Source organism: Pseudomonas sp. Root562 (assembly GCF_001427125.1).
In the GTDB taxonomy this organism is placed as follows: domain Bacteria; phylum Pseudomonadota; class Gammaproteobacteria; order Pseudomonadales; family Pseudomonadaceae; genus Aquipseudomonas.
Genome location: NZ_LMGK01000005.1, coordinates 40232 through 58556, shown reverse-complemented (window position 1 = coordinate 58556; position 18325 = coordinate 40232). Strand labels below are relative to the sequence as shown.

Here is an 18325-nt window from a genome sequence, read left to right as displayed (position 1 = left end):
TGTTGGGTTGTATCCGCTTCGTGGTGCAGGCAATCAGCTGTCGAAGGCATTCTGCAACCAGTTCAACTGATCGAGATTGCTGTCGATGGCAATCACGTCGAAACGGCAAGGGGAATTGGCCCAGCGCGACTCGCGCTGAAGAAAATACTGCGCGGCAAAAATCAGTTTCTGCCGTTTGCGCTCATCAATGCTATCGAGCGCGCCACCCCATTGAGTGTTTTTTCTGTAGCGAACTTCAACGAATACTACTGTATCGCCATCAAGCATGACCAGATCAAGCTCGCCGCGTTTGCACAACCAGTTCTGCGCCAGCAGGCGCAGACCTTGTTGTTGAAGATGCTCGAGCGCATGGCGCTCGGCATCCTGACCGCTTTGCCGGCGTGACCTCTCAGGCATCAGCGTTGGGTGTTCGGCAGGCGTTGAACCTGGCCGTTGACGAACTCTGCCCACGGCAACTGCCGCACGACACGCTGGTTCTGGGTCATGCCGAGGCTGCCCGACTGGCCTTCGATGCGGCTATCCGGCAGCGCCTTGAGTTGACCCAGGCGTGGCGCCAGGCGATAGGCGTCGACGCCCATTGCGTACAGGCGGCCCAGGCTACCGGCGGCTTGCGGCCATTGTGCCGTGACTTGTTGGCGCAGCGGATCATTAACGTCCAGCAACCATGGGGTTTCGCAGAAGCGGATGCCGTTCATGTCGTTGTACTGGTTTGCATCACCGCTGGCACTGAACACGTGCGACGTGGCGTAGACCGGAACGTCGCCGGCGTACTGGAAGTTCAGGGTCGGCTTGATCTGCTGGGCCTGTTGCGGCGTGGCAGCGAGGAAGATGAACTCGATATCCTGGCGACGGGAAGGCTGGGCGGCGACCTGCGAACCTACGGTGCTTTGCAGGCTCTTGGCGCGACCTTCGCTCTGACGCAGCTGGAACATGTCGGCAATCTGCTGGGCCAGTTGCACTGGCTGGTCGACGCGTTCGGTGGCAACGATGCTGCCGCCGTTGGCTTGCCAGTCCTGGCTGAACGCACGCAACACGCGATCGCCCCATTCGCCTTTCGGCACCATGATGGCAGCGCGATGCAGGCCGTCGGCGCGAGCGCGGCGGGAGACTTCGCGGGCTTCGTCTTCAGCGGCAAGCCCGAACTGGAACAGCTGCGGCGGACCTTGTTCGCCTTCGCTGTAGTTCAGTGCCAGGGTGGTGATTGGCAGTTGCGGGCGAGTGCTCAGCTGTTTGACCAGTGGCTTCTCAAGCGGACCGACGACCAGTTGCACGCCGTCTGCCTGGGCCTTGCGATAAAACTCGTCGAGGGAGGACAGTTTCGAGCTGTCATAGAACTCGATGGCTGGCGGCTTCTGCCCGGCTTGTTGGGCCTGATAGTGAGCGGCCATGAAGCCTTCGCGCAGCGCCTTGCCCACCGAGGCCAGTGGGCCGTCTTGTGGCAGCAACAACGCTATTTTGCTCAGGGGCTGGCTGGCCAGTTCCTTGAGTTTGGTCAGTGGCAGTGGCAACTGGGCGGCGGCCGGGTGTTTCGGATTCTGTTCACGCCAGTTGTCGATGGCAGCCTGCTGCTGTTCCAGGGTGCCGGCAGTTTTCACCGCCAGTGCCAGGCCCATCCAGCCGCCGAGGTCATCGGTGGTGTTGGGCTGCAATTGATCGGTCGGCAGCGAGGCGATCAATACCCAGATCGCTTCATGGTTTTTGCTGGCCGCTTCATCTTTGAGCATCGGCGCGATGAAGATCCGCTCCCGTGCGGCAGCCAGGGTCTGGCCGTCGGCTTCAAGCGCGCGGGCGCGAACGGTGCCGGTGCGGACCTGCTGTTCTTCGGGCAATTCGCCCAGGCGTTGCAGGCTCGGATGGCTCAAGGCGGTCAACGCGGCTTTCGGCTGGTTGCGGGTCATCGCCAATTCGGCGGCCAGTGTGCTGGCGAATACCTGCTGGCCGGGCTTGAGTTGCTCGACGGGTACTTGTTGCAGGATTTGTGCGGACTGGGCGGCATTACCCTGGCGGTAGGCCAGGTCAGCTGCGCTCAAGCGCAGCAATGCTGCATCCTCCGGCGATCTGCTCTGGGCGGCCTTCTCGAGCAGTTGCTCGATACTGGCATCCGGGGTCCGTGGAAGTTCGCCAAGGCTGGAGGAGGGCGAGCTGGCGCAAGCCGCCAGCAAGGCAGCGAGGCAGAGGGCAGTGAACAGCCGCAGGCAAGCGATCATGTAGTGTTCCTGATACTCGATCAAATTAGCGTGGAATTGTACCCAAGCACTGGCCGGGGCGCGATGTTAGTGGCGTGAATCGATCAATTTAGCTTGCGCAATTGTTGCTGTGCGGCACAAAACGCGGCAAAAGCGAGCATTGCTCACGCGTATCGCAAGCGCCGCTACGGGTTACAATGCCCGCTTTATCGATCATGAGGTGTGCGCTTTGACTGCTCCAGGTGCTTTGAATTCCGCTGCTGGCTCGCTTTATGTGGTGGCGACGCCCATCGGCAACCTGGACGACATCAGTGCGCGCGCGCTGAAGATCCTGCGTGATGTTGCCTTGATCGCCGCCGAGGACACTCGTCACTCCCAGCGTTTGATGCAGCACTTCGGCATTCCAACGCCGCTCGCCGCGTGCCATGAGCACAATGAGCGCGATGAAGGCAGTCGCTTTATTACCCGTCTGCTCGCGGGTGACGATGTGGCGCTGATCTCCGATGCCGGTACGCCGCTGATTTCTGATCCTGGTTATCATCTGGTGCGCCAGGCTCGCGCTGCCGGGATCAATGTGGTGCCCGTGCCGGGTGCCTGTGCGTTGGTGGCGGCTTTGTCGGCGGCGGGTCTGCCGTCGGACCGTTTCATCTTCGAAGGTTTTCTGCCGGCCAAAGCCGTTGGGCGACGTGCGCGTCTTGAGCTGGTAAAGGAAGAGCCGCGCACGCTGATTTTCTACGAGGCGCCGCACCGTATTCTGGAATGCCTGCAGGACATGGAGTTGGTGTTCGGGCCAGAACGTCCAGCGCTGCTTGCTCGCGAACTGACGAAAACCTTTGAAACGCTGAAGGGTTTGCCACTGGGCGAGTTGCGGCAGTTCGTCGAGTCGGACAGCAATCAACAGCGCGGCGAATGCGTGGTGCTGGTCGCTGGCTGGACAGTGCCCGAGTCTGAAGATGCAGTCAGCAGCGAGGCAATGCGCGTGCTGAATCTGTTACTCGAAGAAATGCCGCTCAAGCGCGCGGCGGCATTGGCGGCGCAAATTACCGGGGAGCGTAAGAATGTTCTCTATCAAGTCGCTCTGGATAAACAGAAGGGCGAGTAAAAACCCGACGCGCAGGCGTGGTTGAAGGCTTTTAGCGCTTGTTCTTCGCACGCTCTGCCGTTAACCTTCGCGGCGGAGAGTCGATCGGACAGTCGCTGCCCTCTATGAAAATTAGGGGGGGGAGGAAAGTCCGGGCTCCATAGGGCGAAGTGCCAGGTAATGCCTGGGAGGCGTGAGCCTACGGAAAGTGCCACAGAAAATAACCGCCTAAGCGCTTCGGCGCCGGTAAGGGTGAAAAGGTGCGGTAAGAGCGCACCGCACGTCTGGCAACAGTTCGTGGCTAGGTAAACCCCACTTGGAGCAAGACCAAATAGGGTCCCAAGGCGTGGCCCGCGCTGGGACCGGGTAGGTTGCTAAAGATGTCCAGTGATGGCCATCGTAGACGAATGACTGTTCAAGACAGAACCCGGCTTACAGATCGACTCTCCACCTTTTTCTCCCCTCTGCTTAAATCATTGAGCAGAGTGTCGGTGATAGCAATTTCCCCTCTTACACAATCATCTGCAGAACCCCGGTTGTAATACCAAAAAAATCTTACTCTTAATAAATTACTTTAACTTCCGGGCGCAGCCTTCCGTGCTGGTTCAAGTTATTGGTCATTTTCATCCGCCAGATTCCCGTTACCCCTCCTTTTATGCTCCTAAATCTCAGTTCTGTAAGGCTTTTCCTTTACTGCGCGCCTTGACGGTGCGGTAGGCGCATTCCTATAGTGTGCGCAAGTGGCGGAAAGTGGCATGAAGTGGGTTTTTTGAACGCAAAACGCTAATATTTGGAGAAACGCTGACGTGTTTCGCGGAGCCAACGCAATCAGTCTCGATGCAAAGGGCCGTCTCGCTATGCCGAGCCGGTACCGTGACGAGCTCGATTCGCGTAGTTCCGGCCAGTTGATCGTCACCATTGATGCCGTTGATCCGTGTTTGTGTGTTTACCCCCTCGATGAGTGGGAAATTATTGAAACCAAACTGCGCGCACTGCCTTCGCTTCGCGAAGAGAACCGCCGCCTGCAACGTTTACTGATTGGTAATGCCGTCGACCTCGAGCTCGATGGCAGTGGTCGTTTTCTGGTTCCGCCGCGTCTTCGTGAATATGCCAAGTTGGATAAGCGCGCGATGTTGGTAGGCCAATTGAACAAGTTCCAATTGTGGGACGAGGATGCCTGGAATGCGGTTTCTGCCGCTGACCTGGCTGCTATTCAACAACCGGGCGCGATGCCTGATGAACTGCGTGATCTGATCCTGTGACTATTGATAGCGGCTTTAACCACATCACCGTACTGCTTGACGAAGCCGTCGAGGCTCTCGCCGTACGTCCTGATGGCTGCTATCTGGATGGCACGTTCGGGCGCGGCGGGCACAGCCGATTGATCCTCAGCCGGCTCGGTCCCGATGGTCGTTTGCTCGGATTTGACAAGGATCCTCAAGCGATTGCCACCGGGCAGACGCTAGCGGCCGAAGACGGCCGCTTTGTCGTTGTGCAGCGCAGCTTTGCCGAGCTGGGTTCTGAAGTTGCCGAGCGCGGCATGAAGGGCAAGGTCAGCGGCATTCTGCTTGACCTCGGTGTGTCCTCGCCGCAGCTCGACGACCCTGAACGCGGCTTCAGTTTCCTCAACGATGGCCCACTGGACATGCGCATGGACCCGTCCCGCGGGATCAGTGCTGCGGAGTTCGTCAACACCGCGCCCGTGGAAGAAATTGCCCGGGTATTCAAGGAATACGGCGAAGAGCGTTTTTCCGGACGCATGGCTCGTGCAGTGGCAGAACGCCGCGACATCAAGCCGTTCGAGCGTACTGCCGATCTTGCCGAGGTGTTGAAAGTCGCCAACCCTGCCTGGGAAAAAGGCAAAAACCCTGCTACCCGAGCGTTCCAGGGGCTGCGTATTCACGTCAACAACGAACTGGGTGATCTGGAAGCCGGCCTCGAAGCCGCTCTGGAATGCCTGGAAATCGGTGGTCGTCTGGTTGTGATCAGCTTCCACTCGCTGGAAGACCGCATCGTCAAATTGTTCATGCGCAAGCTGGTGAAAGGCGAAGCCGACAACCTGCCGCGCAACCTGCCGGTTCGCCACGTGGCATTCGAACCGAAAATCAAAGTCCATGGCAAAGCGCAGACGGCCTCCGACGCCGAACTCAAAGCCAACCCACGTTCCCGTAGCGCCGTCATGCGCGTGGCGGAGAAGCTTCGGTGAGCAAGCTTTTCGCCAAGCCACTGCCCGGCGGAAGCTTTTTCATGCTGCTGCTGTTTGTCGGCGTGCTGGTGTCGGCCATCGGCGTGTCTTACAGCGCGCACTGGAGCCGCCAATTGCTGAACTCGCTTTACGGCGAGTTGAGCGTGCGCGACAAGGCGCAGGCGGAATGGGGTCGGTTGATTCTGGAGCAGAGCACCTGGACCGCCCATAGCCGTATCGAAGTGCTCGCCACCGAACAACTGAAAATGCGCATTCCGGGCGCCGCCGAAGTGCAGATGGTGGCGCCATGATGAAACTTGAAGGTGCGCTCTTCCCGTGGCGTTTCCGTCTGGTGCTGGGCTTGCTCGGTGTCATGGTGGCGGCGATCGCCTGGCGGATTATCGATCTGCAAGTGGTTGACCGTGACTTCCTGAAAGGTCAGGGCGACGCGCGCAGCGTTCGTCATATTCCGATTCCGGCACACCGTGGCTTGATCACCGACCGTAACGGCGAGCCGTTGGCCGTGAGTACGCCGGTGACCACCCTGTGGGCCAACGCCAAGGAAATGCAGCTGGCCAAGGAGAAGTGGCCAGCACTCGCCGCGGCGCTCGGGCAAGATCCGAAAGCCCTGGCTGAGCGCCTTGAAGCCCAGGCCAATAAAGAATTCATTTACCTGGTGCGCGGGCTGACGCCTGAGCAAGGCCAGTCTGTGCTCGATCTGAAAGTGCCGGGTGTCTACGGTATCGAAGAATTCCGCCGTTTTTATCCGGCCGGTGAAGTGACCGCGCATATGGTCGGCTTCACCGACATCGACGATCACGGTCGCGAAGGTGTCGAGCTGGCCTATGACGAATGGCTGGCCGGGGTGCCGGGCAAACGGCAGGTTATCAAGGACCGGCGCGGCCGGTTGATCAAGGATGTCCAGGTCACCAAAAACGCCAAGGCCGGAAAGCCCTTGGCGTTGTCCATTGACCTGCGCCTGCAATACCTGGCCAACCGCGAATTGCGTAATGCAATCATCGAGAACGGCGCCAAGGCCGGCAGCCTGGTGATCATGGACGTGAAGACCGGCGAGATTCTCGCGATGGTCAACCAACCGACCTACAACCCGAACAACCGGCGCAACCTGCAACCGGCGATGATGCGAAACCGCGCGATGATCGACGTGTTCGAACCCGGTTCGACGATGAAAGCGATCTCGATGAGCGCCGCGATCGAAACCGGGCGCTGGAAACCGAGCGATACCGTCGAGGTGTACCCGGGGACCTTGCAGATCGGTAAATACACCATCAAGGACGTGTCCAAGACCGAAGGTCCGGTGCTCGACCTGACAGGCATCCTGATCAACTCCAGTAACGTGGGCATGAGCAAGATCGCGTTCGATATCGGTGGCGAGACGATTTTCCGTCTCGCACAGAAAGTCGGCCTCGGTCAGGACACCGGCCTGGGTTTCCCGGGCGAGCGCGTCGGCAACCTGCCGAATTACCGTGAATGGCGCAAGGCCGAGACCGCGACGCTGTCCTACGGCTACGGTGTTTCCGTGACCGCGATCCAGCTGGTTCACGCCTTCTCGGCGTTGGCCAACAACGGTCGCCTCGCACCACTGACGCTGATCAAAACCGACAAAGCGCCGCAGACCACTCAAGTGCTGCCCGAAACAGTCGCGAAAACCATGCAAACCATGCTGCAACAAGTGATCGAAGCTCCGCGCGGTGTCTTCCGTGCGCAAGTGCCGGCGTATCACGTGGGCGGCAAGTCGGGTACTGCGCGCAAGACTTCGGTGGGGGCCAAGGGTTACGCCGAAAACTCGTATCGCTCGCTGTTCGCCGGTTTCGGCCCGATGAGCGATCCACGTTACGCCATCGTGGTCGTCATCGACGAACCGACCAAGGCCGGCTACTTCGGTGGTCTGGTATCGGCGCCGGTGTTCAGCCGCGTGATGTCCGGCACCCTGCGCCTGATGAACGTCACCCCGGACAACCTGCCACCTACTCAACAAGCGAACGCTACGCCGGTCGTTCCACTGAAAGCCAATGGAGGGCGCGGCTGATGTCATTAAGTCTGAACAAGATTTTCCCCCACGCCGGCCACGATCTGTTGATCCGTGAATTGGCGCTCGACAGCCGCAATGTCCGCGCGGGCGATTTGTTCCTCGCCGTGCCGGGCGGCAAATTCGATGGTCGTGCGCACATTGCCGATGCTCTGGCACGCGGCGCCGCAGCTGTGGCGTACGAAGTCGAAGGCGCCACCGTGCTGCCGATCACTGAAGTGCCGTTGATTCCGGTCAAAGGCCTGGCAGCGCAACTGTCGGACATTGCCGGGCGCTTTTATGGCGAGCCGAGCCATCATCTGAATCTGGTCGGCGTGACCGGCACCAATGGCAAGACCAGCGTGACCCAACTGATTGCCCAGGCGCTGGATCTGCTGGGCCAGCACTGCGGCATCGTCGGCACCCTGGGTTGCGGTTTCTACGGCGCGCTGGAAAGCGGCCTGCACACCACGCCGAATCCGATTGCTGTGCAAGCGACCCTGGGCGACCTGAAAAAGGCCGGTGCCAAAGCCGTCGCCATGGAAGTCTCGTCCCATGGCCTGGACCAGGGGCGTGTCACTGCGTTGGCTTTTGATGTGGCGGTGATGACCAACCTGTCCCGCGATCACCTGGACTATCACGGCACCATGCAGGCGTATGGCGACGCCAAGGCCAAGCTGTTTGCCTGGAATGATCTCAAGTGTCGGGTGGTCAACCTCGATGACGATTTCGGCCGGCAACTGGCCGCCGAAAAACGTGAGTCGCGGCTGATCACCTACAGCCTGCTCGACAGCAGCGCTTACCTGTATTGCCGTGAAGCGCAGTTCGATGACGAAGGCGTGCGTGCCACGCTGGTCACGCCGCAAGGCGAACACCTTTTGCGCAGCACTTTGCTCGGTCGATTCAACCTGAGCAACGTCTTGGCGGCGGTCGGTGCCTTGCTCGGCCTGGATTACGCGCTGGACGAGATTCTCAAGGTGTTGCCGAAACTCGAAGGCCCGGCCGGGCGCATGCAGCGCCTTGGCGGTGGCAATCAGCCGTTGGTGGTGGTCGATTACGCCCATACCCCGGATGCCCTGGAAAAAGTCCTGACCGCCCTGCGCCCGCACGTCAAAGGCCGTTTGCTGTGCCTGTTCGGCTGTGGCGGCGACCGCGATCGCGGCAAGCGTCCGTTGATGGCTGAAGTGGTCGAACGCCTGGCCGATGGCGTGCTGGTGACCGACGACAATCCGCGTACCGAAGATCCAGCGGTGATTTTCGATGACATCCGCGCCGGTTTCACCGCTGTGGATAAAATCACCTTCGTTGCTGGCCGTGGCCAGGCGATTGCCCAATTGATCGCCGACGCTTCAGCGGACGACGTGATCGTGCTCGCGGGTAAAGGTCACGAGGACTATCAGGAAATCAACGGAGAGCGCCATGCCTTCTCCGATCTGGTTGAGGCCGATCATGCCTTGACCGCGTGGGAGGTGGCCCATGCTTAAGGCCTTGAAACTGAGCGAGCTGACGAGCGCACTGAATGCTCGCCTGATTTCTGCCGATGCCAGTTTCGATGGCGTCAGTATCGACAGCCGTGCGATCAAGCCTGGCCAATTGTTCATTGCCTTGGCCGGACCACGCTTCGATGGCCATGATTATCTGAATGACGTCGCGGCCAAAGGCGCCGTGGCGGCATTGGTCGAGCGCGAAGTCGCCGACAGCGCGCTGCCGCAACTGCTGGTCAGCGATACCCGCCAGGCCCTCGGCCAGTTGGGTGCCCTGAATCGCCAGGCCTTCACGAAGCAAGTCGCAGCCGTCACCGGCTCCAGCGGCAAGACCACGGTCAAGGAAATGCTCGCGAGCATCCTGCGGACCCGCGGTCCGGTACTGGCAACCCGCGGCAACCTGAACAACGACCTCGGCGTTCCGCTGACCCTGCTCGAGCTGGCGCCGGAACACACCGCTGCCGTGATCGAACTCGGCGCTTCGCGTCTGGGTGAAATCGCCTACACCGTGGGCATGACCAAACCCCACGTAGCCATTCTCAACAACGCCGGGACCGCCCACGTTGGCGAGTTCGGCGGGCCGGAAAAAATCGTCGAAGCCAAGGGCGAGATCATCGAAGGCCTGGCGGCCGATGGCATCGCCGTGCTCAACCTCGACGACAAGGCATTTGGTATCTGGAAGAAGCGCGCCGGCGAACGCAAGGTACTGACATTCGCCTTGAGCAACACCAGTGCCGATTTCTTTGCCAGTGACCTGACCACCGATGCCCGTGGTTGCCCGGCGTTCAATTTGCACAGCCCTGAAGGTGTGGAGCGCGTGCAACTGAACCTGCTCGGCACGCATAACGTTGCCAACGCGATGGCTGCCGCCGCCGCTGCCCATGCCCTGGGTGTGTCGCTGTTCGGCATCGCCACCGGTCTTGGCGCGGTGCAACCGGTCAAGGGCCGTACCGTCGCGCAATTGGCCAGCAATGGCATGCGCGTCATCGATGACACTTACAACGCGAACCCCACCTCGATGTGCGCCGCCGTTGATATACTCGCCGGCTTTTCCGGCCGCACCGTTCTGGTGCTCGGGGATATCGGCGAGTTGGGCGATTGGGCGGAGCAGGGGCACCGCGACGTGGGCGAGTACGCCCGTGGCAAGGTTTCTGCGCTGTACGCCGTCGGGCCAATGATGGTTCACGCCGTTAACGCCTTCGGTCCACAGGCTTTTCACTTCAGCACTCAGGCTGAACTGATCAAGGCCCTGGGCGCCGAGCAAGATACAAACACCACCATTTTGATCAAGGGCTCGCGCAGCGCAGCGATGGAAAACATCGTCGCCGCTTTGTGCGGGACCAGTCTGGAGAAACATTAATGCTGCTGCTGCTAGCGGAGTATCTGCAACAGTTCTACAAAGGCTTCGCGGTCTTCCAGTACCTGACCCTGCGCGGGATTCTCGGTGTACTGACCGCGCTGGTTTTGTCGCTGTGCTATGGCCCGTGGATGATCCGCACTTTGCAGAACCGTCAGATCGGCCAGTCCGTTCGTAACGACGGTCCGCAATCGCACCTGTCCAAGTCGGGCACCCCGACCATGGGCGGCGCGTTGATTCTGTCTTCCATCGGCGTCAGCACCCTGCTGTGGGCTGACCTGACCAACCGCTATGTCTGGGTCGTGTTGCTGGTAACCCTGTTGTTCGGTGCCATCGGCTGGGTCGATGACTACCGCAAAGTGATCGAGAAGAACTCCCGTGGCTTGCCGAGCCGCTGGAAGTATTTCTGGCAATCGGTGTTCGGCCTGGGCGCGGCGATCTTCCTTTATATGACCGCGGCCACTCCGGTAGAAACCACGTTGATCCTGCCGATGCTCAAGGACTACAGCATTCCATTGGGCGCAGGTTTCGTCGTCCTGACCTATTTCGTGATCGTCGGTTCGAGCAACGCGGTCAACCTGACTGATGGCCTCGACGGCCTGGCGATCATGCCGACCGTGATGGTTGGCGGTGGCCTGGGCATTTTCTGCTACCTGTCGGGTAACGTGAAATTTGCCGAATACCTGCTGATTCCTTATGTACCGGGTGCCGGTGAGTTGATCGTGTTCTGCGGCGCGCTGATCGGTGCCGGCCTGGGTTTCCTCTGGTTCAACACTTACCCGGCGCAAGTCTTCATGGGTGACGTCGGCGCACTGGCGCTGGGCGCGGCCCTGGGCACCATTGCAGTGATCGTCCGTCAGGAAATCGTCCTGTTCATCATGGGCGGTGTGTTCGTGATGGAAACCCTGTCAGTGGTCATTCAGGTTGCCTCCTTCAAACTGACCGGTCGCCGCGTGTTCCGCATGGCACCGATTCACCACCACTTTGAACTCAAGGGCTGGCCCGAGCCGCGCGTGATCGTCCGTTTCTGGATCATCACCGTGATTCTCGTGTTGGTCGGCCTTGCCACTCTGAAGCTGAGGTAGAAACTCGTGTCTCTGATCGCTTCTGACCACTTCCGCATCGTTGTCGGCCTCGGCAAGAGCGGCATGTCCCTGGTTCGCTTCCTGGCGAACCGGGGCGTGGCGTTTGCCGTGGCCGATACGCGGGAAAATCCACCGGAACTGGCCACGCTCAAGCGTGACTATCCGCACGTGGAAGTGCGTTGTGGCGAGCTGGATGTCGAATTCCTGTGCCGTGCCGACGAGCTCTACGTGAGCCCCGGCCTGGCCCTGGCGACCCCGGCCCTGCAGGCTGCCGCCGCCCGTGGCGTGAAGTTGTCCGGCGATATCGAGCTGTTCGCGCGTAACGCGAAGGCGCCGATCGTGGCCATCAGCGGTTCCAACGCCAAGAGCACTGTCACCACCTTGGTCGGCGAGATGGCGGCTGCGGCCGGCAAGCGTGTCGCCGTCGGCGGCAACCTCGGAACGCCGGCGCTGGACTTGCTCAGCGACGACATCGAGTTGTACGTGATGGAACTGTCGAGTTTCCAGCTGGAAACCACCGATCAGCTCAACGCCGAAGTGGCGACCGTACTCAACATCAGCGAAGACCATATGGATCGCTACAGCGGTCTGCCGGCCTATCACCTGGCCAAGCACCGGATCTTCCGTGGCGCCCGGCAGTTCGTGGTCAACCGTCAGGATGCACTGAGCCGTCCGCTGATGGGCGAGGGTCAGCCGTGCTGGACCTTCGGTTTGAGCAAACCCGATTTCAAGGCGTTCGGTATCCGCGAAGAAGACGGCGAGAAGTACCTGGCCTTCGAATTCCAGAACCTGATGCCGGTGCGCGAGCTGAAAATTCGGGGCGCCCACAACCAGTCCAATGCGTTGGCAGCCCTGGCGCTCGGCCATGCGGTCGGCCTGCCGCTCGATGCCATGCTGTCGGCCCTGCGCACCTTCGCCGGGCTTGAGCATCGTTGCCAGTGGGTACGCGACCTGGACGGCGTGGGTTACTACAACGATTCCAAAGCCACCAACGTTGGCGCTGCATTGGCGGCCATCGAAGGCCTGGGTGCGGACATCGACGGCAAGATCGTGCTGATCGCCGGTGGCGACGGCAAGGGTGCCGAGTTCAAGGATCTGCGCGATCCGGTGGCGGCCAACTGCCGCGCCGTGATCCTCATGGGCCGCGACTCCGACAAGATCGGCGAAGCGATCGGCGATGCCGTGCCGCTGATTCGGGCGGGCTCACTGGTCGAAGCCGTGGCGCAATGCCGTGCCGCTGCCCAACCGGGCGACGTGGTGCTGCTGTCGCCGGCTTGCGCCAGTTTCGACATGTTCAAGAACTACGAAGACCGTGGTCACCAGTTCGTCCAAGCCGTGGAGGAACTGGCATGAGCCTGATGAACATCATCAAGCCGTACCCTTCGCCATTGATCACCGGGCGCGGCATCGACCTAGACTTCCCGATGCTTGTCGGTTGCCTGGCGTTGATTGGTCTGGGCCTGATCATGATCGCATCGGCGTCCACCGAGGTGGCGGCGGTTCAGTCGGGCAGTGCCCTGTATTACATGATCCGCCACCTTATCTATGTGGTGCTGGGGCTGGGTGCCTGCATCGTCACCATGATGATCCCGATCGCTACATGGCAACGCCTGGGCTGGCTGATGCTGATCGGTGCGTTTGGCTTGCTGGTGATGGTGATCATCCCGGGCATCGGCCGGGAAGTGAACGGTTCGATGCGCTGGATCGGTTTCAGTTTCTTCAACGTCCAGCCTTCCGAGATAGCCAAGGTGTTCGTGGTGATCTACCTCGCCGGTTATCTGGTACGTCGCCAGAAAGAAGTGCGGGAAAGCTGGATGGGCTTCTTCAAGCCGTTCATCGTGCTGCTGCCCATGGCGGGCCTGTTGCTGATGGAGCCGGACTTCGGTGCCACCGTGGTGATGATGGGCGCTGCGGCGGCGATGCTGTTCCTTGGCGGCGTCGGGTTGTTCCGTTTCTCGTTGATGGTGGTGTTGGCCGTCGGGGCCGTGGTGCTGTTGATTCAAATGCAGCCTTATCGCATGGCGCGCCTGACCAACTTCGCCGATCCATGGGCCGACCAGTTCGGTGCCGGTTATCAGCTGTCCCAGGCCTTGATCGCGTTCGGTCGTGGTGAGTGGCTGGGCGTTGGCCTGGGCAACAGCGTGCAGAAACAGTTTTACCTGCCGGAAGCCCACACTGACTTCGTGTTCTCGGTGCTCGCCGAAGAACTGGGGGCTGTCGGTTCCCTGTGCACCGTCGCGCTGTTCGTTTTCGTATGTATTCGCGGCATGTACATCGGCTTGTGGGCCGAGAAGGCCAAGCAGTTCTTCGCCGCGTATGTTGCCTACGGGTTGTCGTTCCTGTGGATCGGCCAGTTCCTGATCAACATCGGCGTGAACGTCGGCCTGCTGCCGACCAAGGGCCTGACATTGCCGTTCCTCAGTTATGGCGGTAGCTCGTTGGTGATCTGCTGTGCCTGTCTCGGTTTGCTCCTGCGCATTGAGTGGGAGAGTCGAACCCATTTGGGCAGTGAAGAGATGGAGTTCCATGAGAGCGACTTCGCCGAGGAGCCGACCCATGGGCGCTAACGTATTGATCATGGCGGGCGGCACCGGAGGCCACGTGTTCCCGGCGCTGGCCTGTGCCCGCGAATTCCAGGCTCGCGGCTATACCGTGCACTGGCTCGGTACGCCACGGGGTATTGAAAACGATCTGGTTCCTGCGGCCGGCATCGAATTGCATCGGATCAACGCCAGTGGCTTGCGCGGCAAGGGCAAGTTGTCCCTGCTCAAGGCACCGTTGATGTTGCTCAAGTCGGTCTGGCAGGCGCGGGCGATCATTCGCCGGCTGCGGCCGGCCTGCGTGGTCGGTTTTGGTGGTTATGTGACCGGTCCTGGGGGCATTGCGGCGAAACTGGCCGGTGTGCCGGTGATCGTTCACGAACAGAACGCCGTGGCCGGCACCGCCAATCGGTTGCTGGTGCCGTTCGCCGCCCGGGTGTGTGAAGCATTCCCCGACACCTTTACCCTGTCGAGCAGCCGACGGACCACCGGTAATCCGGTGCGCACCGAGCTGTTCCTCGAAACATCGCGTCCAGCCCTGGCTGGGCGCAAGGCGCGTTTGCTGATCCTCGGCGGAAGCCTGGGCGCAGAGCCGTTGAACAAGTTGCTGCCTGAAGCCCTGGCGCAAGTCGCTGTCGACCTGCGTCCGGACGTGTTCCATCAGGCTGGCAGAAACCACGATGAAGTGACTGCAGAGCGCTATCGCGCGGCTGGCGTCGAGGCGCAAGTGCAGCCTTTCATCAAAGACATGGCCCAAGCCTATGGCTGGGCCGACCTGGTGGTATGTCGCGCAGGCGCGCTGACCATCAGTGAACTGGCTGCCGCCGGTCTGCCCTCGATGCTGGTGCCTTTGCCCCATGCCATCGACGATCACCAGACCCGCAACGCCGATTATTTGGCCCGTGAAGGCGCTGCTTTCCTGATGCCGCAAAGAACGACTGGCGCAGCGGATCTTGCCGCTCGCCTGACAGAGGTCCTGATGCAACCGCAACGACTCGAAGAAATGGCTACTGCGGCACGCCGCCTGGCCAAACCCGATGCTACCCGTAACGTCGTCGACACCTGCCTGGAGGTGGCCCATGGTTGAGAATCAGAAAGCCATGCCGCAACCGGAAATGCGCCGCATCCGCCGTATCCACTTCGTCGGTATCGGCGGTGTGGGCATGTGCGGGATTGCCGAAGTGTTGTTGAACCTGGGCTATGAAGTGTCCGGTTCCGACCTGAAGGCTTCGCCGGTCACCGAGCGCCTGGAAACGTTCGGCGCACAGATTTTCATCGGCCACCGTGCCGAAAACGCTGCCGCTGCCGACGTGCTGGTGGTGTCGAGTGCCGTGAACACGTCCAACCCGGAAGTCGCCACTGCACTGGAACGCCGCATCCCGGTGGTACCGCGTGCAGAAATGCTGGCTGAGCTGATGCGCTATCGCCACGGCATCGCCGTCGCCGGTACCCACGGCAAAACCACCACCACCAGCCTGATCGCTTCGGTGTTCGCCGCCGGTGGCCTGGACCCGACGTTCGTCATCGGTGGTCGTCTGAACGCCGCAGGCACCAATGCCCAGCTTGGCACCAGCCGCTACCTGATCGCCGAAGCCGATGAAAGCGATGCGAGTTTCCTGCACCTGCAACCGCTGGTCGCCGTGGTCACCAACATCGACGCCGATCACATGGCGACCTACGACGGTGACTTCAACAAGCTGAAGAAAACTTTCGTCGAGTTCCTGCACAACCTGCCGTTCTACGGTCTGGCCGTGGTGTGTCTGGATGATCCGGTGGTGCGTGAAATCCTGCCGCAAGTGAAGCGTCCGACCGTGACTTACGGTTTCGGCGACGACTGCGACGTGCGCGCGATCAATGTGCGCCAGCAAGGCATGCAAACCTTTTTCACCGTGCTGCGTCCAGATCGCGAGCCGCTCGATGTCTCGGTGAACATGCCGGGCAACCACAACGTATTGAACGCACTGGCGACCATCTGCATCGCCACCGACGAGGGCGTCAGCGATGAAGCCATCGTTCAGGGCCTGTCCGGGTTCCAGGGTGTCGGCCGGCGCTTCCAGGTCTACGGCGAACTGCCGGTGGACGACGGCAGCGTGATGCTGGTCGACGACTACGGTCACCACCCGACCGAAGTGGCGGCGGTGATCAAGGCCGTGCGCGGTGGCTGGCCGGAGCGCCGACTGGTGATGGTCTACCAGCCGCACCGTTACAGCCGCACCCGCGACCTGTACGACGATTTCGTCAATGTCCTGGCCGACGCCAATGTGCTGCTGTTGATGGAAGTCTATCCGGCCGGCGAAGAGCCGATCCCGGGTGCTGACAGCCGCAAGCTGTGCAACAGCATCCGCCAGCGCGGCCAGCTCGATCCGATCTACATCGAGCGCGGTGCCGACCTGGCGCCGATCGTCAAGCCGCTGCTGCGTGCCGGCGACATCCTGCTGTGCCAGGGCGCGGGTGATGTGGGCGGTCTTGCCCCGAGTTTGTTGAAGAGTTCGTTGTTCACGGGTGCCGTGGCGGCATCGGTAGAGGGAAAGTTGAAATGATTGCTGCGTACGCCAACCTCGTTTCCACTGTCGCGCCGAAGGACTTCGGCCGCGTCGCCGTGTTGTTCGGTGGCAAGAGTGCCGAGCGCGAGGTGTCCCTGAAATCGGGCAACGCCGTTCTCGACGCGCTGCAAAGTGCGGGCGTGGATGCGTTCGGCCTCGATGTGGGCGACGACCTGTTGCAGCGTCTGCAGAGTGAAAAGATCGACCGCGCCTTCATCATCCTCCACGGTCGCGGTGGTGAAGACGGCAGCATGCAGGGCCTGCTCGAATGCCTGGGCATTCCTTACACCGGCAGCGGCATTCTCGCTTCGGCACTGGCCATGGACAAACTGCGCACCAAGCAGGTCTGGCACAGCCTCGGGATTCCGACGCCACGTCACGCCGTGCTGCGCAGCGAGGCCGATTGTATTTCGGCAGCGACGGAACTGGGCTTTCCTTTGATCGTCAAACCGGCGCATGAAGGTTCAAGTATCGGGATGGCCAAAGTGACTTCCGCGTCCGAATTGATCGACGCCTGGAAAGCGGCCAGTACCTACGATTCGCAAGTGTTGGTCGAGCAATGGATTCAAGGTCCGGAGTTCACCATCGCCACCCTGCGTGACCAGGTGTTGCCTCCCATCGCCCTGGGCACGACGCACAGTTTCTACGACTACGACGCCAAGTACATCGCCAACGATACCCAGTACCGCATTCCGTGCGGGCTGGATAGCGCCAAGGAAAAGGAACTCATGGACCTCACGGCGAAAGCCTGTGACGCGCTGGGTATCGCCGGTTGGGGCAGGGCGGACGTGATGCAGGACGCCGACGGGCAGTTCTGGTTTCTGGAAGTGAACACCGCACCGGGCATGACCGATCACAGTCTGGTTCCGATGGCGGCCCGTGCTGCCGGTCTGGATTTCCAGCAATTGGTTCTGGCGATCCTGGCCGCAAGTATCGAGGCAAGAGGTTAAGACCATGCATGGCGCTCAAGTCAGACATCAGCCACCCGTACCCGGCCGCAAGCCGGTGCCGCGGGGTGCCAGCCGAATGGTGGCCAAAGAGCCGATGTCTGCGCGCCTGCCGAAAGCCAATTTCGGTTTTCTCAAGAGTCTGTTCTGGCCGGTGCTGCTGGTGGCGTTGGGGTTCGGTACATACGAAGGCGCGCAGCGTTTGCTGCCGTACGCTGACCGGCCGATCACCAAAATCAACGTGCAGGGCGACTTGAGCTACATCAGCCAGCAAGCGGTGCAGCAACGGATCGCTCCATTCGTGGCGTCGAGTTTCTTCACCATCGACCTGGCGAGCATGCGCACCGAGCTGGAGCAGATGCCATGGATTGCCCACGCCGAAGTGCGCAGGGTGTGGCCGGATCAAGTGGTGATCCGCCTGGAAGAGCAACTGCCGGTTGCCCGATGGGGTGACGAGTCGCTGTTGAATAACCAGGGTCAGGCCTTTACCCCGCGTGAGCTGGCGAACTACGAACACTTGCCGCAGCTGTTCGGTCCACAACGGGCTCAACAGCAGGTGATGCAGCAATACCAGGTCCTGAGCCAGATGCTCCGGCCGCTGGGCTTCTCGATTGCACGCCTGGAGTTGCGTGAACGAGGCAGCTGGTTCCTGACCACCGGCCCAGGCAGTGCGGGCCCCGGAATCGAACTGCTGCTGGGGCGCGGCAACCAGGTGGAAAAGATGCGCCGCTTCATTGCCATCTACGACAAGACGCTTAAAGAACAGATTACGAACATTGCGCGTATCGATCTGCGCTACGCCAACGGCCTCGCTGTTGGCTGGCGGGAACCCGTAGCGCCGACGGCAGCCCAACCCGCTGTCGCGAAGAATTAAGAAGAGGCAGGACC

The 18325-nt window shown here is 60.9% G+C and carries 16 protein-coding genes and 1 other RNA gene; 15 read left to right on the top strand and 2 right to left on the bottom strand.

Annotated elements, in window-relative coordinates; genetic code table 11:
• Window positions 1-33: 33 nt before the first annotated feature.
• Together ASD60_RS06475 and ASD60_RS06470 are read right to left on the bottom strand one after the other, a co-directional pair.
• Window positions 34-396, bottom strand: a complete 363-nt coding sequence (locus ASD60_RS06475) for a YraN family protein (RefSeq protein ID WP_056853207.1) — start codon at window positions 394-396, stop codon at window positions 34-36.
• Complete coding sequence (locus ASD60_RS06470) at window positions 396-2207, bottom strand: penicillin-binding protein activator (RefSeq protein ID WP_056853206.1); 1812 nt, start codon at window positions 2205-2207, stop codon at window positions 396-398. Before ASD60_RS06470 ends, ASD60_RS06475 begins: the two co-directional genes overlap by 1 nt.
• Window positions 2208-2415: 208 nt before the next feature.
• Between ASD60_RS06470 and rsmI the strand changes: the two genes are divergently transcribed.
• The 15 genes from rsmI to ASD60_RS06400 all read left to right on the top strand — a co-directional run bounded on the left by rsmI (window position 2416) and on the right by ASD60_RS06400 (window position 18311).
• Window positions 2416-3288, top strand: a complete 873-nt coding sequence (gene rsmI / locus ASD60_RS06465) for a 16S rRNA (cytidine(1402)-2'-O)-methyltransferase (RefSeq protein WP_056853205.1) — start codon at window positions 2416-2418, stop codon at window positions 3286-3288.
• Between the two features lie 76 nt (window positions 3289-3364).
• Window positions 3365-3718, top strand: an RNA gene (gene rnpB, locus ASD60_RS06995) — RNase P RNA component class A.
• Between the two features lie 355 nt (window positions 3719-4073).
• Window positions 4074-4529, top strand: a complete 456-nt coding sequence (mraZ, locus tag ASD60_RS06460) for a division/cell wall cluster transcriptional repressor MraZ (protein WP_007917012.1) — start codon at window positions 4074-4076, stop codon at window positions 4527-4529.
• Window positions 4526-5473 carry a 16S rRNA (cytosine(1402)-N(4))-methyltransferase RsmH gene (rsmH, locus tag ASD60_RS06455; RefSeq protein ID WP_056853204.1) on the top strand — a complete coding sequence of 316 codons (948 nt, stop codon included), beginning with the start codon at window positions 4526-4528 and terminating at the stop codon, window positions 5471-5473. The genes mraZ and rsmH overlap by 4 nt, the downstream gene beginning before the upstream one ends.
• A complete protein-coding gene (gene ftsL / locus ASD60_RS06450; protein WP_056853203.1) occupies window positions 5470-5763 on the top strand; it encodes a cell division protein FtsL in 294 nt (97 codons plus the stop codon). The genes rsmH and ftsL overlap by 4 nt, the downstream gene beginning before the upstream one ends.
• A complete protein-coding gene (locus ASD60_RS06445; RefSeq protein WP_177336557.1) occupies window positions 5763-7502 on the top strand; it encodes a peptidoglycan D,D-transpeptidase FtsI family protein in 1740 nt (579 codons plus the stop codon). Before ftsL ends, ASD60_RS06445 begins: the two co-directional genes overlap by 1 nt.
• Entirely contained in the window at window positions 7502-8965 is a 1464-nt protein-coding gene (locus ASD60_RS06440) for a UDP-N-acetylmuramoyl-L-alanyl-D-glutamate--2,6-diaminopimelate ligase (RefSeq protein ID WP_056853201.1), read from the top strand. The genes ASD60_RS06445 and ASD60_RS06440 overlap by 1 nt, the downstream gene beginning before the upstream one ends.
• A complete protein-coding gene (locus ASD60_RS06435) occupies window positions 8958-10325 on the top strand; it encodes a UDP-N-acetylmuramoyl-tripeptide--D-alanyl-D-alanine ligase (RefSeq protein ID WP_056853200.1) in 1368 nt (455 codons plus the stop codon). The genes ASD60_RS06440 and ASD60_RS06435 overlap by 8 nt, the downstream gene beginning before the upstream one ends.
• A complete protein-coding gene (gene mraY / locus ASD60_RS06430; RefSeq protein ID WP_056853199.1) occupies window positions 10325-11407 on the top strand; it encodes a phospho-N-acetylmuramoyl-pentapeptide-transferase in 1083 nt (360 codons plus the stop codon). Before ASD60_RS06435 ends, mraY begins: the two co-directional genes overlap by 1 nt.
• Window positions 11408-11413: 6 nt before the next feature.
• Window positions 11414-12760, top strand: coding sequence for a UDP-N-acetylmuramoyl-L-alanine--D-glutamate ligase (gene murD, locus ASD60_RS06425; RefSeq protein ID WP_056853198.1), 1347 nt, complete (start codon window positions 11414-11416; stop codon window positions 12758-12760).
• Window positions 12757-13974: a putative lipid II flippase FtsW gene (gene ftsW, locus ASD60_RS06420; RefSeq protein WP_056853197.1), complete on the top strand. Its 1218-nt coding sequence runs from the start codon at window positions 12757-12759 to the stop codon at window positions 13972-13974. Before murD ends, ftsW begins: the two co-directional genes overlap by 4 nt.
• A complete protein-coding gene (gene murG, locus ASD60_RS06415) occupies window positions 13964-15034 on the top strand; it encodes an undecaprenyldiphospho-muramoylpentapeptide beta-N-acetylglucosaminyltransferase (protein WP_056853196.1) in 1071 nt (356 codons plus the stop codon). Before ftsW ends, murG begins: the two co-directional genes overlap by 11 nt.
• Window positions 15027-16487 carry a UDP-N-acetylmuramate--L-alanine ligase gene (gene murC, locus ASD60_RS06410; RefSeq protein ID WP_056853195.1) on the top strand — a complete coding sequence of 487 codons (1461 nt, stop codon included), beginning with the start codon at window positions 15027-15029 and terminating at the stop codon, window positions 16485-16487. The genes murG and murC overlap by 8 nt, the downstream gene beginning before the upstream one ends.
• The gene (locus ASD60_RS06405; RefSeq protein ID WP_056853194.1) at window positions 16484-17440 is read left to right on the top strand and encodes a D-alanine--D-alanine ligase; all 957 of its coding nucleotides are present in this window, start codon (window positions 16484-16486) and stop codon (window positions 17438-17440) included. Before murC ends, ASD60_RS06405 begins: the two co-directional genes overlap by 4 nt.
• A 4-nt stretch (window positions 17441-17444) precedes the next feature.
• Complete coding sequence (locus tag ASD60_RS06400) at window positions 17445-18311, top strand: cell division protein FtsQ/DivIB (RefSeq protein ID WP_056853193.1); 867 nt, start codon at window positions 17445-17447, stop codon at window positions 18309-18311.
• The last annotated feature ends 14 nt before the right edge of the window (window positions 18312-18325 follow it).